Below are 15,020 nucleotides of genomic sequence, written 5' to 3'. Positions count from 1 at the left end.
ACTAACATCAAGTACCTAATAGTGCCATATGTGTCAAAGAAAATGAGTTCAAGTATTACTCATAATTGATGATTTACAAATAGTAAAATTAGTATAAATTCTCCCACTGCGTGATTGAGTCTGGAAGTATTACTTTGTAATTCTCGTAAAAGTCAATTAATTCATTTGGCGTAATAACGACAATATTATCCACCTTATCAGCATTCAATACTTCTGGTGCAAAGAGGAACACTTCATAACCATTCTGGGTAAAATCAGTAAATTGTAATGCATCAAGTGCTTCTGCTTTTCTACCTTTTACTTGAACAACTGCCTTTCTCACCCGTTTAGGATCTCTAGATAAAAACTCGCATTCGACTTTTATAGTCGTCGATTTACTTGCAATAGAATTCGAAAGAACATAATAGTCTTGTTTTACCTGTATATAGGAAATCACTAGCTCTTCCAAATCAAAATCAGGCAGGTTGTCCAATAAACTACCTTCTAATCGAGCAACGTCGTAGTGATTCGTTTGAGATAGTTTATTATAAATTGCTTTTGAGTACTCAACTATAATAGCATCATAAATTTTTTGAGCCGTTCCAGCATTAGCTCTGTTAAATGCTGCCTTGATTTGTCCTGGCACTTGCATACCGAATTTATAAGCATCTATCGGTAAAAGTGCTCCTATGTCTAATCTTTTGTCACACCTTGTAAGCACCTCTCCTTTAGCTCTACATATCCAATAATTACCATCTAAATCACGTGTCCAAAACAAATTATCTTCATGTGTATCCTTAAAGATATTCAACACAGTATTTAATCGACCAGGCTCTTGACGAAGTCGTTCATAAAATTCAGAATAAGTTAATGCTTCTCCCTCACCATATATTCGGCTCCAACCAATAGCCAAATACTGTTGTTTTCCTTTTAAACAAAAATCGATTAATTCTTCACGATAAGGTGTGTCAGTTTTCAAGTTAATTCTAGCTACAAAATTCATATTTCTACCTCTTTAAATAACAAAAGACTAAAGTGAAGAAAAATAATGAGGTATTGCTGTTAGATACTTTATGTCATTAAGACAATTCTCTTCGATTGATATTATAGCACTCTACAATGGAAGGTTCACTATAAAAATAAAACCCTTTAAATCTTTTATATAAGGTCTGAGCCTGTAGCCTCATCATAAACTGATAGTACTTCAGTAACAAAATCTAAGTAAGTGTTTGTCGTCTCATTCTCAATCAGAGGATAACCATAAGCCTTAAGTCTTCGAACTCTTTGACCAAATAATATAAATCTTGGCCAATAAAATGGAATTTCTTCTTCAAAAGTAATAGGTTCTAATGGATAAAAGCCTAATTGGTCAACTCCTTCAGAAATCGTTCCCCCAATTAAGCCCTCTCTAAGATCTTGAAGAAACACTACTTCCTCAATTTCTCTATTTGATATGAAACGTTTAAGGTATGATTTTCGTAAAGCTAGTTCTTTATTTATACGTCCCACTAATTCCAAATTTATCTCTGAGGTTGCAAATTTTTGGTTCTGAAAACCAAACCTCCAGCCATAAGATAGGGCTCTATTATTTACAAATTCATAAACTGTTACCAACTTTGGAAACAATTGCATAGCTTCCTTTAAAATAAGTGACTTCTTAATTACTTTATCAATCGCATTTGGATACTCATTAATATCAATCAAGTAACTATGTTCTAGCACTTCTAGTGACGTTCTATTACTCATATCGATTGCCGTAGCAAATCTATTACAAGCGTCTACTGCCAGTAAAAATTTTTACTCATGACCGTCTTCACTTGAAAAATTGATAACTTTGGGAATAATCATTAATTCTCTGTCTCTATCTAAAGCATGTTCTTTACTTCTAACCATAATCATTTTTCCTTCGTTAGTCATATTATTTATTAGCCTAATTATAGGATAGCACACAATAAAACATACCACTACACCTTAAGTCAGTTATTCTCTAATAATAGGGGGTGTGACACCCCTTAACTCCATTGTATCCATTCTCATAAACTGATATAATTTTCTTGTAGTTCGATGAAACTACACTCGAAAATTAATACTTTCAGTTCAGTCTCTAATCCTCCTAATAGAAATAGAGACTCCTAATCCAGTTCACATCATAATCTCCTACAAACCCAGATGTGAACAAACCTCCTTTAAAACTAGGGCGATGGCCCTAGTTTTTTTTGTGTTTGAAAGTTACAATAGACACTTCTCACGCGCGTGCTAATCCATTTCTCTGAAAAAGATGCAAAAATTTCGTAAAAATCTTTATTCCTTGAAATTTCTTGATACTTAAACTGGTATAAAAAAACACCAGCATAGCTAGTGTTTACATGTATTCGTTCTTATTCTTGTTCTCTTTGAGTTCTATCTTTAGTTGCTAATTCTAGGGCCTCTCTAATAGCTCTTTCATTAGCACGTTTTTGATGTCTTCCAAAGCCAATAGCAGCGGCCACACCACCCCCAATAACAGCAACCACACCAAGTAAAATTAATATTAACCAAAGATTCATTTTTTCTCCTCTCCTCAATACAATTAGGGACTTTCTTATTTTAACAAGTAAATATTAAATTGAATATATAATTTTAATATACATTTTGTCAAAGTTTTTGTCAATAAAATATACGTTCATTTCCCCCAAAATTTGTCGATAATATACATTCTCACTTTTAGTCACTAACTAAAAAACTTGCATGAAATGTAGGAAAATTAGTGTACCTTGCAGGAGCTACGCATTTAAGTTCTTTTTTAGTAATTTCGAACACAGCATAGCTAGAGTACAGTATTGGTAATAAATTAAACAAGAGCTTTATGATCTTCATGCCTATGCTCACTTAAAAGTACTTCACCAAATTGTACCCCACTATCTTCACTGACTCGTTCCTGGCAATCGACACAATACAATTCTCTAGCCAATCGCTGTTGTCGCCCACCTACATAGACCACCTCTTCCATTCCAGGCAACATATAAGGTAGCATGGTATCAACCAGCTCATCAAAATGTGATTCATCGTTACTTAAAAAGAAACGTGCAGGATGATCACTATTATCAAAATCTCCAATGGCCACAAGACTATCTTCTTCTGTCAAGAGATAGTAATAAGCAGCTGTGCGGTCTTCTGTGTATCGAAAGAATAAATGTGATTCATGACAAAATGGGCATGTTCTATACTTATGACCAATAAATGATTTTAACCAACGTACAAGCAAATCCGATAAAGAAGCTTTGATTCCCTTAAACAAGAACAAGACATTAGGTAGAATGAAACCAACAATTATAGGGGTAACAGTTAGGTTATTGTCTACCACCAAAAGATAAAACTGGAACATGGCTGTTAGTCGTAAAAACCAGACAATCGTATTAAGAAAAATCTGATTCGTGCCACTCAGAAAAGTACTGACTACTGTAGACTCTTTATTCTTCACAAAGGTAAGAGTAACACACTTGATGGCAAACATAACTACAAACATAATAACATAGGCTAACATTCACTTACCTCATTTTCAGCATCAGTAAATTCAGAAGCTACATCTCCCAAAAGAGAGATTAACTTAAAAGCACCCAAGGTATTATCTTGACTTAAATTGGCAAGCATACGATCCAGAGTCTTTAGACAACGTTTCTTCTCTGAGAGTTTCCGTCTATCCAATAAAGCACTATCTTCTAAGTCTTCTGTGTTACTAGAGGAACGTAGTTCATTTAGATCATATACATCACCAACGTCTAGGACTGATAGCTTACGAAGAACCCTAGAAACGACTAATGAAGAATAAGTCTGCGCGTGCTCTAGAAGTTCTGCAGACTCTTTCAACTTTTGAATAATGGTGTCTCTTTTGGCAAGTTCTTCCTCATCTAAAAGCAAAGCATCCAATGGAAAAAGTTGTTCCACGATTGTTTTTTGACCAGGGACAAAAGCATTACTTTGTCTCAAACCAGTGCTAGGAACAAAATGCTTTCCGTTAACAACTATAAGTCTCTTTCCTAACCACTTGTCGACAATGCCACGCTCACTAGAAACTATGACACCATCCATTCGTGTTATTTGGATAGCAACCTCGTCACCTACTTTTAGGCTAGCAATCCATTCTGAAATATCTTTTTTTGATAAATACATTATTTTGTTTCCTCCTTTGCAACTGACACAATATCATGGATAGCATCCTCATCAAGACGAGGTGCTTCATGTTTCCCTCCTGCCATTCGTTCAATTCGTTTGGACCATCCACCAGAAGTCATATCCTTATGATAGATAACTGCTGTTGCTGCTTTCTCTACTCCCATAGCTTTAGCTAAATCCTTACCACTTTCGTCAAGAACATTAACATAGATAATCTTGTTTCGTTCTTTTTCAGTTAAGCTCTTATTGAGTACTGGAATTGATTTTTGACAGTAAGGGCAATCAGGTCGAAAGAACACATATATCTCTGAATCTGTATTCTTCTTATAAGGAAAAATGATATTATCTTCTTTAAAATAATCAAGCTGGTTTGATGTAATCTTTGTTGCGTGGAAACTTTGTTGCGTGAGTTCCTGATCAAAAACCGTCGTAACCATACGATTACTATAACTGTATTCATTCTTATAACTAGAGGTAAAACCAATCAGAATTACAGGTAACATAAATAACCCAAGAACAACTTTAGTCGATGTAAACTGGTGGGCATGGTCCACACCTTGATATACGATATAAAAGGTCGTAAGAACCCAAGGTAAGATAATTCCAAAAAGCAAACCAAACCAATCAAACGGAAATGCATAGACAACCCTATGGTTCACTACAACCACCGTCAAAATAGATAACGTCACAAGGATCGCATAGCTAATATACCAACCCTTGTAAAGAGGATTATCCTTTAACTTGGGGAATGCATCACAAAGGGTTTTCCAAGCAGATTCAATTTTTATTTTCATTAATTACCGTTACCTTTCAATCTTTTTTATCTTTAAAACAACACCTGATACTTACAACAAATTCAAACAATCATGTGACTTTCTTACATATTTTTAAATAGTTGAGATAATGATTATATGTTGCAGTTGCTACGCGTGACTTATTCTTTTTTCGCTGATAAGAAGTCATCAACCTTCTTGATAACCTCGTTGTGCGGAACAAATAACGTATAGAGTGTTGGGATGATTAATACGGTTTGTAAAATCATTTCCAGCACATTATTCACGGTTAGCGAATGCCATGATAGGAAAAAAGTAACTACCGTAAACAAGTACAAAATAAAATATGTAACAAGAACTAGCCAAGCAATCGTTAAGAAAATAAAGTAGTTGATTTTACCGATAACTTCATCACTTACTAGGGCCAATCCTTTCAAAAGTCTTGGTCTTTTTACTACGATTACAACTACAAGCGAAACAACTAACCATACAAGTCTTCTTCCTAAGTATTCCAAATAATCCATTCACAAACTCCTTTACTCTATCTATAAACAATAAAGAAATAATCATCAAAAGGGAGTTTGATTTTTTCTGGCAAGACTTCTTTTGGGAATACAATGATCATATGTTCATACTCTATTGAGAATTCTTCATATAGACTAGTTAAATGTGGAATCAAGTCACTTTTGATATATGCCATAGGTATCATAGGGTACTCTTTCAATTCCCAGGAGTCTGTTTCAACAATAGCTGATAACTGGAATTTATCATCATCTAAAGGTTCTGATATCTCCTTTACAAGATAATCTATTTTATGTAGTTCAGAAAAATCATAAGCCTCGCAATCACACCAATCTTTATGATTTGAAAACATCTTTTCTTGAATGATTTCGACAATAACGTCAGAAGCATTTGTTGTTGTTTGACTGAATAAAGAAATATTTTTAAGCTTTAACATGTCATATCCAGTCACACCTTCAACCTCGACCTCATTTACATATTCCAAAAAGTTCATTAAACGTTTAGATACTTGCGTATTATCTTTACGACTACTCTCGAAAACGAAAAATAAACTAGAATTTTCGAATGCTGGTTCTTCTGCGTAACCAAATATTTTAGAAAGTAGAATTGTTTGGCGTTCTGTTGCTCGGTCATACTCAATAAAAAAAGGGTTATCGTTTACGAAGATGACAGCATCAGGAACCATTAGAAGGTTAACACGACTAATCGGAAATACGACTTGGATGTTTAGGTCATAAACTGACTTGTCTTTATTTTTTACAAAAAGCTTGTTTAAGATTTTAGCAACTAATCGTCTGGTCTCTAGATCATGAATATTTACGGTTTGAGGTTTCCCTCCTAATAGATTATTAGTGACAATGCTATATACTGACCTATCATATTCTGTCGTTGTCGTTAGCAACCGAATTTTCTCAATCCCCTTAATCATAGTAAGCAACCAGGTACTAAAACCTTTGTTCAGATAATACAGCTTTCTCTTACCGCTTCTAGCATCCGAACATGCTGAAATAGGATGATTAACCTTTCCAACAAGACGATAAAACCATGAATTAGGCGTTTTGAATTTTCGGGTTACTGCTGTATAAATGAGGTCTACTATTTCCTTATCAAAATAACCAAACCTTAGTAAATGATAAAAGATGATAAGCTCCTCTTCTGAAAATGACAGTGAGATATTTTGATTTTTGGAAACAAAATAAGTAGCTATTTTATTTCTCTGAGTGTAATGAATTTTATTTTTTTTATTTGAAATAAGTGAGGTAAAATCTCTATTTTTTATATCTTGCATTTTGTAGTTCTAAAATAGTCAATCAATAGGGTATATAGTCTAGTCTTTTTTCGAAGAGTGCAGCTATTACTTTTAAAGTCGTGTTATGCCTTTACTATTGCCCTACACAAGTATTCTCTTATACCCGTAAAATGCTGATTGATACTTTCATCTCCTCTCATTCATATAATCGTAGTATGCTGTTATAACGATAACCCTCTAAAACATAGTTTATTCTAGCTATGTAATACTCGACATTTACTCATTTATACTTTACGTGTTTCTAATATTAGTCATCATCCCTATAAATACAGTAAACTCTTAGACTATTGTTCACTGTATACTTTCATTCATAAAATCTGGGTATGACATAATACTTACAACAACCAGTTTTATGGGGTTTTAAGCACTTAAAGGCTACAACTAGGATTCATTTATAATAGGTCGCTATAGTGTTCAGTATACCCAAGAATAGATTATTTTCAAGGGAGTGACATGGGTTGACTTTTAATGTTTTCACTCTATACTATTAGATATAACTAATGAATGAGGAGCAAATTATGGCAGGAAAAAACAAAAAAACTGAATCAGATTTTATTAAGGAACTTGAAGCGTTAGAACAACAAAAAAGAGAAGCTACAGAGCAACTTAAAGCCTATCAAAAATCACAAACTGATAAACTAGGTCAGCTCTATTTCGAATTGAAAAAACTAGAAAATCCAGATTTATCTATTGATGATTTAGTTGTTGAAACACAAAATAAGGTTAAAGGGGTAAAGAAAGAAATTAAGAGTAAAAAAGCAGAAGAAAAAGCAAGAAAGGAGGCTCAGAAGACTAACAAAGAAACATATAATGACTCTCAAAATTAGAACAAAAGCAACGGAAATCCGTTGCTTTTTACGTTATCTAAAAACCTTCTTCATCAATAGCCATTTGTTCTACATTACTTTTTAAAGTTTTAGGTGCTTTCTCACGTGCTACACGAGATAGCTCTTGAGGTAATTCAAACTCTTGATTAGGTGCTTGAATATTTTGAGTATCAACTGTTTCGGGTGTAGATGATGGAGCTAGGATCACTCTTTGAGTTATTTCTTCGTCCTTCAATTCAACGATATCATTATTGTTATTTACAGTTTGTTTTTCTTCAACAACTGTAGGGATTTCAGAGATATTGTTCTCCTCTATTTGCTCAGTACCCTCTGTTGCCTCTTCTCTAATTGAAGTGTTTTCTCTATGTTCTGTCATACTTTCGTTGACTAGGATTGTTCTTTTAACTGATGGGGAATCATCCTTTTTGCCAACCGTATCATTTACATTACTATTAACATTTGGCACTTTGACATCCATGATTGCTTGCCATTCTTCTTCAGTAAAATCACTTTCATAGAGGTGGCTCTCAGACTCTTTTTGGGCATAATATTCTATTACTTCTGCTCTCCACAACTTATAGGCTTTTGCAATTTCCGGCTCTTCTTCTCCAAGCCCATATACCTTATTGAAAGGTGCATGTGAGACAAAAGAGTCCTTTGAAATATCCATTTCAAAATGCGGAGATTTTGTTAAATAAATCATTTTTGAGATTTCATCATCACTGACGATAACACCAGCAAGTTGGAATTTCTCTAGGTTATTTGCATCTCTAGCAGTGAAGTTATCTTCTTCTACTACTTCCTCTGAAGTCGCACTTGAGTTACCTCGATTCCCTGCTAAGAGGTCATCATTTGCTGCACGTTTAGTTTCTTTAAGAGCATAATGTTTTCCTCCTGATCGGAGATTAATGAACTCTACAACCTTTGTTGAGGCTTGTTGGAAGGTAAAGGCATTACGATAAGACATCTTGATTGCATCAGCTCCAGATTCGCCAATAGAGTCCCTAATTTGTTCGTCATGTTGATAAGCATGCATAACTGGAACATGGAACTTACGAGACTCATCAAGGAAGTTACTATCATTACCTGGCATCAAATAACCATTCTTTTCGTCTTCATAAAAAGCAAAGAATGGTGACTTATCTGGGAGACGCCTTTGAGCAGCATTTTGCATAACTAATGTTACCATCTGTGCTACCATTCGAGACTTCTCTTTACCAAGAACACCTTTTGCAGAATTGACCAAAATCATCCCACCCGTTTTCAAAACAATATCCAAATCTTTGGTGCTTTGAGAGAAAAATACACGACGAATTTCTGGTGAAGATGACAGGTCATCAATGACTGCTTTTAGACCAGACACGTTAGCATCAAAGGTATAATAATATTCCTCTGTGTACGAATTTAATTGATGAGCATTGATGAAATAATCATAAGAGCTTTGGAGGTTTTCAAGTTTATTTCTTTCATCATTAAATGCGTTAATAGCTTCATGAACTTTCTCTGGTCTAAGGATAGTATCAAAGAGTTGTTCGTGTTCACGATTGTACTCTGATTCCTCTAACCACTTTTCTTTTTCCTGCTCTAAGAACTCTTCATGCTTTTTCAACGTTTCTTCAAAAAGCCTTTTCTTTCGATTAAGTAATTGTTCAAAAACGGCAATATAGGCTTCAATCCAATCGCTAGAACGTAACATGTTTGAGAATTCAGTTAGGGTTGGAGATTTACCTTTTAACATATAGTTTATTGGTGCATCTGGTATCAACGCTACCTCTTTAATGACAGTAATGATATTATCAGTAAGTTGTCCTTCTTGATTAAGGAAGAAAGAAGAACCAGTCCCACTTGGATCACTAAATCGTTTAAATAAGTCTCGAACCGCCCCTTTTACCTGAGTCGTATCTCCATCTAAAATATTAATTGCACCAGTTCCTGGGTTAGTAGGATCTAGAGTCCAAATCATTTCATCAGGGAATCCCATTTTATGAGCGTACTTAACAATTGTGCCATACATCGAACCTGATGGTTCGGTCATGTAAATACCATTTGTAAGCTCTGCAGCATAACCATTGTTATACCACTGTTCCAACAATTCACGTCTTTTTTTCTTCCGTTCAAACTCTGTGCTAAAGAATTCTTCTTCCAGTTCTTCATCTATTTTCATCAAATACTTACGATAGGATAGGAGATAATATTTCATATTTTCCATATCCTGTAGCATTGCTGGAATCAGAATCGTTGCCGATTTACCAGTACCAATCAAACCAAAGATAATAGTGTGATAAGTCCTCTCATTAGCATGTAAAATCACTTGCTCTCCAGTCTTAGAGTTACGCCCCATAACCAAATTCGCTTGACCTTTTTCATCTTGATTATGAACGATATTACTTAATACACTGTCTTGGAAGTAACGTCCACCTAGCCATTGCTCAACAAGCTTCTCATAGGTTTTTTCAGCAATACCAGTGGCATAACTATTATAAAAAATAAGACCAATTGCTCCTATCGGAGTCAACAATAATAAACTGTTGAACCAGTCCGCTCCTATTAAAGGTTTGAGGGTATGATAACTTAAAACAATACCTGTCTGACTTCCATTTGGTATTGACCAAGGCATATATTTGAGATAATTATCTGCCACATCATACATACGATTGATGAGGGATAAGATAAAATTATTGATTGTTAGTACATATAATCCAGAAGATATAAGTACTGCTGCTAGTGCTGCTCTTATGGCATACTTACCAATAATCTTCTTTCGTTCTGCTCGTTTTAAGGTGTCGTATTTTTCAAATAACACGAAAATTTGACGACTTGTAACATTAGTGTGCCATACCCCAATGTATAAAACTAAAGCCATATTAACGAACAAAAATAAAAATAAAGATATAAATACCCAATTAGGCAAACGCCATCTAAAGATAAACATAATAATATTGAAAGCAAATAATCCAAAAGATATATGATATACCCAATCGATATATTTTCGCCAACAATAAAGTAAGATATCTATTGTTCGCTTACCATTCGTATAATAACGATTAAAAAATAATTTCAAGATTTTTCGCATAAAGCACCTCTCTAGTAAGCAAACATTTTTTTCAAGAATTCCATAAATACAACAATAGCAATCGGACTTATTATTCCAAGTCTAATGAATAGGTTACGTCGTGGTAAACTTGTTGTTTTCTTACCTTCTGTAATCAACCATTGATAGTGATATATATACCCCTGTATAAAACCATATGCAGGCAATATTCCAACTGCTAGAATTTCTATTAAGGTAAAGACTTCTACGAAACTAATCATAGAGAAGTCACCACTATGTACGCCTCCCTTTGATATCATTGCAAGTCCATAGATGATGAATATGGGGACAAATGTAACGATATATAAGAATAAAATTGATTTTAAGGCAAAACTTACTCCCATGATTTGCTTCTCTGGATTATTGATAGATTTCGCATAACTCCACCTACCAATACCGATAAAAACCAAGGTAATAGGTAATACATACCGAATAAAGACTATCAGATAATAGACAATAGCATTGATATTATGATGGTTCATGTTCCCTCCTTGTTTTGTTTCTCTGTTTCGAACGTAAACAAAAAGTTCCCATTTCAGAGGGAACTATATTTGACTCAACTAGTAAAAAAACTTGATAAGATTTTACTGTTCACTCGTTTTGGATAGAAACTATTGAAACGTGATTTGATACGAAACAGACATTTTTTCTCTTCCATATTCTGTGAATTAATGCTCACTTCTTCAGTTTTTTTGGCCACTCGACGCCCTCTGCTATTTGCGTCTACCCAGCGATAATGAGCATCTAGTATAACAACTGAAATTTCATCTCCTTGCTTAAAAGGAACCCGATTTAAGGAGCCTGAGTCCTTCATTTTAATTTTGATACCTGGAAAGTCAACCAACTCTACTGTATGTAGACTCTGTGGATCAAAACTGATAAATCGCACTTTAAACAATCGTCCTATGACTTTCTTATTATCAATCATCTCAATCAAAGCATCTTGAGGTGCTTCTTCGAGAACTTTCATATCCCCTTCGATACGAATATAGTCATGGATAATGTGACGTTCTCTTTGATTTGGACTTGGCTTTTGGGTATTAGCTCCAGTGATTTTTAATTCCACCCTATCAAAAACTGATACTACTTCGTCTAGGTTAACAAAAGAAGAATCACACTCATAACTTACCCTATGTTTAGGAATGAATACCGTTTGTAATTTTTTGGTTATTACCATGATACCTGCATTGCTACCATTGTTAATAACGGCTGATACAATACCTTCATGAGTACGCTCTAAGATATTTTTTCTATCTCGATTACGTGAAGAGTTATCTTTACTCTTTTCAATTTGCTGAAGAAGTTGATAATTAGTTAACCACTCAGCTAACTCAATACTACCTTCAACAACATAGTTTGATGGGTTATTGATTGTGAGTTTATAATTGTCGATAGTTTGGATATGGATGTCAGTTAATTTACAAGGAAAAATCCGTCCAACCATTTTAAAGAAATCTTTTGGCTGACGGAAGCCAGATTCAGTTTGTTTAATATAAACAGCTGTTCCAGCAAGTTCTCCATTTTGGATACGCCCTACTAACATATCACAAAAAGCTACACCTTCACCGATAGGGCGACCATTTCTATTTCTAGGTATAAATGGCTGTGTTTCAAGTACATTCTCTACCACAACTGATACAACCTTATTAGTTGCTTGTTCTAACAAATACTCATCTTCAGTATTTCCGAGATCAATATATGGGAGTGTGTAGTTTCGAATGATATCTGAAACTTCTTCTGGAACACATTCAATTTCTGGTTGCTCAAACCATTGATCTTGTTCATCTTTCCTATCTGCAACAACCAATGTTTTAAATTTTTGCTCCCCTAAACTAGCATAATGGACGTTTTCATAACCGTCCTCTCTTATAAGTTTAAGTGCTTTCATATTTTTCTCCTTTAATGTCTTTTTTGACATTAAAAGCATAACAAAAAAGGTCACTACCTGTAAGATAGTGACCCCCCTTGACTTTTGTTAATTCATTGCGATAAGAAGCCCGACACACAAGACTACAATTGGTGTAATTAAGGCGAAAATTGAAAAGATTTTCTTGGCAATACCGATGACAACGTATAAGAAACTCGCTAATGTAAGTAATAGAACCAAGATCATAAACATAATTCTCACCCTTTCTACTGGCTCTTTATTAATTATTATATAGATTTTTGATATCAATGCAAGGCTAGAGAGCCCCAAAATATTAGAATAAAATCGATAAATCCTATTACATGAGTCAATAGTTAGTTTCAAACCTTAAAAATGGAATATTCATTGTTATCACTTCTTTAAAAGTTCAAAACAGGCATTAATAAGATAAATTCTAATCGACATATATTCTTTAATTGTAATAGACATAAACTACTTTTGGAAAATACATTCACATGTGGTTTATATAAAAGTTTGTGAATGATAATCAAGGGGTCATGGATTATTCGTTGGATTAGTATTAATATTTTTATAAGATAGCAAAATAGAACTTGAAATAATGAAATTACAGAGAAAATTTCAACTGAATTTATTTTTAAAATGATAAATTGTAAAATATAGTGCAACAAAAAACTCATAGCGTTTCATTGATGTAAACTGTAAGTAACCACACAAACAGAACCCGAGGAAAAACTATGAGCTGTTCCCAGCTTACCATAACCGACCGAATAAAGATAGAAACCTACCTAAAATTAGGTTTGAAACCTTGCCAAATTGCAAGTAAACTTGACGTCCATAAGTCTACCATTTCAAGAGAATTAAGACGATGCCAAAATGGTTATTCCGCAGTCTTAACACAGGAACAGTACAAACGTAGGGTTAAGCAAAAAGGTCAGAAGTCTTGTTTGACACCAAAGTTGAAAAAGGAAATTGAGAACAGTTTAAAATCCTCCTGATTGCCTGAACGGATTTATGGCCACTATCAGCTTGAACAAAAGCCAATGTAACTTTTAAAACCTTCACTTCAGACAGGGGAAAAGAGTTTGTCTGCTATCCTCTGGTAGAGAATTTAGGAATTTCTTTTTTCTTTGCGGACGCCTATTCATCCTAGCAGAAAGGAAGCAATGAAAACGCAAGTGGCTTACTAAGAGAATATTTCCCAAAGAAAACAGATTTAGCCGCTATCTCTGATGATGCTTTGAACAAGGCCTTATATGATATCAATCACAGACCACGAAAATGTTTAGCTTATTGAACTGCTTATGAAGCTCTAGAGGATGAGTTCAAGTAAGTGTTGCACTTATTCTTCCAATTTATCATTACTAAAAACTTCGTCATAAATAAACTATTTAAATTTCTAACTTTTTGGGGTCAGTATACTAGCAACAGAGAGAGTTTTCTTACTCCTTGTTGGTATGGAAAATTCTGGCATGGCCGTATAACACTTTTCCATTGGTTAGGACACTTCATACTGGTTTTGAATGAGATTCTCTTCTTTTTTGCAAACCTCTCCTGGTATGAAGATTACAACCGTTTACGACGAATACGAGCTATCAAACCTCAAAAAAACAGTTTAAAAGATTCTCACTTAATCAGAGAAACGACCTTGTTTCACTCGAATTGACAAATTGAGGATAAAGATTTTTCTCGTTTCATATTTTTATTTCTCTCTGTCCGATTTTCGTAATAATCGAAAAAATGACCAACTTATACTTACATTTTCGTTGTTTTTCCAATAAAAGCAAAAGTAAAAAGATTACTAAATAAATAGCAATCTTTTTTCATGTTAATTACGATAAAATGGATAATTTTCTGCATCCTCACTTTGACCAATAACAAGATGGTCTGAATCGCCATTACTAGTTCCAGGAATAGCCCAAAAAGCTGCGCTATCAATATCAGAAGCAATTGTTCCTGAAAAATTTCCATTATTTAAATGTACAGAATAGAGATGATAAGTATAACCACTCCCATTTTGTACTGTGCCATCTGGTGAAATTGTGACAAATTCTCCTCGAGAGTTTGTCCAAGTACCAGCGATTGAACTATAATCACCTGAACTTAGTTGCTTCCCATTAAACGATGATGATGATTGTGTTTCTTCTCCTGTTTTTTCTTTTGTAGGCTCAGCAACTCCTCCTGAAGATAAGACCGTTTCATCAGTGTATTTAGTTGGAGAATCTTTGGCAACAGAAGACTCACTAACCTCAACTGTTTCATCTTTTGTGTCTTCATTTTTTACATGCGGGTTTGAATTTTTCTTATCGTTCTTAGTAGATTTACTTGAGCTTATAGATGATTTCTTAACAATTTTAGTTTGGCTGCTACTTGTACTAACACGTGCAGATTCATGGCTGTTAAACTTAGTCACAAGGAAGATGGCAAGAATAACAATAATGAGAGCCAAGAATGAACCAATAAGCTTACTTGTAGTTTTCAT

General features: G+C 34.3%; 14 protein-coding genes and 1 pseudogene. 3 read left to right on the top strand and 12 right to left on the bottom strand.

Features of this window, described 5'->3' with window-relative positions:
* Window positions 1–88 precede the first annotated feature (88 nt).
* From BSR19_RS10980 to BSR19_RS10945, 8 genes are all read right to left on the bottom strand, one after another.
* Complete coding sequence (locus BSR19_RS10980; protein ID WP_156247156.1) at window positions 89–982, bottom strand: ribonuclease D; 894 nt, start codon at window positions 980–982, stop codon at window positions 89–91.
* A gap of 155 nt (window positions 983–1,137) precedes the next feature.
* Window positions 1,138–1,725: a hypothetical protein gene (locus tag BSR19_RS10975; RefSeq protein WP_231606013.1), complete on the bottom strand. Its 588-nt coding sequence runs from the start codon at window positions 1,723–1,725 to the stop codon at window positions 1,138–1,140.
* Between the two features lie 632 nt (window positions 1,726–2,357).
* Window positions 2,358–2,525, bottom strand: a complete 168-nt coding sequence (locus BSR19_RS10970) for a hypothetical protein (protein WP_231606011.1) — start codon at window positions 2,523–2,525, stop codon at window positions 2,358–2,360.
* 284 nt (window positions 2,526–2,809) lie between these two features.
* Window positions 2,810–3,502, bottom strand: a complete 693-nt coding sequence (locus BSR19_RS10965; RefSeq protein ID WP_156247153.1) for a hypothetical protein — start codon at window positions 3,500–3,502, stop codon at window positions 2,810–2,812.
* Window positions 3,496–4,128 (bottom strand): hypothetical protein, encoded by a 633-nt coding sequence (locus BSR19_RS10960; protein ID WP_070578325.1) that lies wholly within the window; start codon window positions 4,126–4,128, stop codon window positions 3,496–3,498. Before BSR19_RS10960 ends, BSR19_RS10965 begins: the two co-directional genes overlap by 7 nt.
* A complete protein-coding gene (locus BSR19_RS10955) occupies window positions 4,128–4,925 on the bottom strand; it encodes a thioredoxin family protein (RefSeq protein ID WP_156247152.1) in 798 nt (265 codons plus the stop codon). Before BSR19_RS10955 ends, BSR19_RS10960 begins: the two co-directional genes overlap by 1 nt.
* Before the next feature lie 140 nt (window positions 4,926–5,065).
* Window positions 5,066–5,428, bottom strand: a complete 363-nt coding sequence (locus BSR19_RS10950; RefSeq protein ID WP_156247151.1) for a hypothetical protein — start codon at window positions 5,426–5,428, stop codon at window positions 5,066–5,068.
* Between the two features lie 17 nt (window positions 5,429–5,445).
* Window positions 5,446–6,714 (bottom strand): replication-relaxation family protein, encoded by a 1,269-nt coding sequence (locus tag BSR19_RS10945; RefSeq protein ID WP_231606009.1) that lies wholly within the window; start codon window positions 6,712–6,714, stop codon window positions 5,446–5,448.
* 539 nt (window positions 6,715–7,253) lie between these two features.
* On the opposite strand from BSR19_RS10945, the gene BSR19_RS10940 reads away from it, so the two are divergent.
* Window positions 7,254–7,562, top strand: a complete 309-nt coding sequence (locus BSR19_RS10940; RefSeq protein WP_156247150.1) for a hypothetical protein — start codon at window positions 7,254–7,256, stop codon at window positions 7,560–7,562.
* Window positions 7,563–7,599: 37 nt separating this feature from the next.
* Here BSR19_RS10940 and BSR19_RS10935 read toward each other — a convergent pair whose 3' ends face one another.
* From BSR19_RS10935 to BSR19_RS10925, 3 genes are all read right to left on the bottom strand, one after another.
* Window positions 7,600–10,635, bottom strand: coding sequence for a type IV secretory system conjugative DNA transfer family protein (locus BSR19_RS10935; RefSeq protein WP_156247149.1), 3,036 nt, complete (start codon window positions 10,633–10,635; stop codon window positions 7,600–7,602).
* Window positions 10,636–10,646: 11 nt separating this feature from the next.
* The gene (locus BSR19_RS10930; protein WP_156247148.1) at window positions 10,647–11,135 is read right to left on the bottom strand and encodes a hypothetical protein; all 489 of its coding nucleotides are present in this window, start codon (window positions 11,133–11,135) and stop codon (window positions 10,647–10,649) included.
* A gap of 74 nt (window positions 11,136–11,209) precedes the next feature.
* Window positions 11,210–12,541: a hypothetical protein gene (locus BSR19_RS10925; RefSeq protein WP_156247147.1), complete on the bottom strand. Its 1,332-nt coding sequence runs from the start codon at window positions 12,539–12,541 to the stop codon at window positions 11,210–11,212.
* 734 nt (window positions 12,542–13,275) lie between these two features.
* On the opposite strand from BSR19_RS10925, the gene BSR19_RS11935 reads away from it, so the two are divergent.
* Together BSR19_RS11935 and BSR19_RS11930 are read left to right on the top strand one after the other, a co-directional pair.
* Window positions 13,276–13,536, top strand: coding sequence for a helix-turn-helix domain-containing protein (locus tag BSR19_RS11935; protein WP_414820576.1), 261 nt, complete (start codon window positions 13,276–13,278; stop codon window positions 13,534–13,536).
* A gap of 56 nt (window positions 13,537–13,592) precedes the next feature.
* A pseudogene (locus BSR19_RS11930) lies at window positions 13,593–13,835 on the top strand (IS30 family transposase); the annotation flags it as partial.
* Window positions 13,836–14,366: 531 nt separating this feature from the next.
* Here BSR19_RS11930 and BSR19_RS10915 read toward each other — a convergent pair.
* Window positions 14,367–15,020, bottom strand: a complete 654-nt coding sequence (locus BSR19_RS10915) for a DUF6287 domain-containing protein (protein WP_156247146.1) — start codon at window positions 15,018–15,020, stop codon at window positions 14,367–14,369.

Source organism: Streptococcus salivarius, from assembly GCF_009738225.1.
Classification (GTDB): Bacteria; Bacillota; Bacilli; order Lactobacillales; family Streptococcaceae; genus Streptococcus.
This window is presented reverse-complemented; position numbering and strand designations above follow the sequence as displayed.

Excerpts from the sequence above, each read along its gene's own strand:
- BSR19_RS10960 (WP_070578325.1), bottom strand. The coding sequence starts at position 4,128 with ATGTATTTATCAAAAAAAGATATTTCAGAATGGATTGCTAGCCTAAAA.
- BSR19_RS10965 (WP_156247153.1), bottom strand. The coding sequence starts at position 3,502 with ATGTTAGCCTATGTTATTATGTTTGTAGTTATGTTTGCCATCAAGTGT.
- BSR19_RS10955 (WP_156247152.1), bottom strand. The coding sequence starts at position 4,925 with ATGAAAATAAAAATTGAATCTGCTTGGAAAACCCTTTGTGATGCATTC.
- BSR19_RS10980 (WP_156247156.1), bottom strand. The coding sequence starts at position 982 with ATGAATTTTGTAGCTAGAATTAACTTGAAAACTGACACACCTTATCGT.
- BSR19_RS10925 (WP_156247147.1), bottom strand. The coding sequence starts at position 12,541 with ATGAAAGCACTTAAACTTATAAGAGAGGACGGTTATGAAAACGTCCAT.
- BSR19_RS10930 (WP_156247148.1), bottom strand. The coding sequence starts at position 11,135 with ATGAACCATCATAATATCAATGCTATTGTCTATTATCTGATAGTCTTT.
- BSR19_RS11935 (WP_414820576.1), top strand. The coding sequence starts at position 13,276 with ATGAGCTGTTCCCAGCTTACCATAACCGACCGAATAAAGATAGAAACC.
- BSR19_RS10940 (WP_156247150.1), top strand. The coding sequence starts at position 7,254 with ATGGCAGGAAAAAACAAAAAAACTGAATCAGATTTTATTAAGGAACTT.
- BSR19_RS10945 (WP_231606009.1), bottom strand. The coding sequence starts at position 6,714 with ATGCAAGATATAAAAAATAGAGATTTTACCTCACTTATTTCAAATAAA.
- BSR19_RS10975 (WP_231606013.1), bottom strand. The coding sequence starts at position 1,725 with ATGAGTAATAGAACGTCACTAGAAGTGCTAGAACATAGTTACTTGATT.
- BSR19_RS10970 (WP_231606011.1), bottom strand. The coding sequence starts at position 2,525 with ATGAATCTTTGGTTAATATTAATTTTACTTGGTGTGGTTGCTGTTATT.
- BSR19_RS10935 (WP_156247149.1), bottom strand. The coding sequence starts at position 10,635 with ATGCGAAAAATCTTGAAATTATTTTTTAATCGTTATTATACGAATGGT.
- BSR19_RS10950 (WP_156247151.1), bottom strand. The coding sequence starts at position 5,428 with ATGGATTATTTGGAATACTTAGGAAGAAGACTTGTATGGTTAGTTGTT.
- BSR19_RS10915 (WP_156247146.1), bottom strand. The coding sequence starts at position 15,020 with ATGAAAACTACAAGTAAGCTTATTGGTTCATTCTTGGCTCTCATTATT.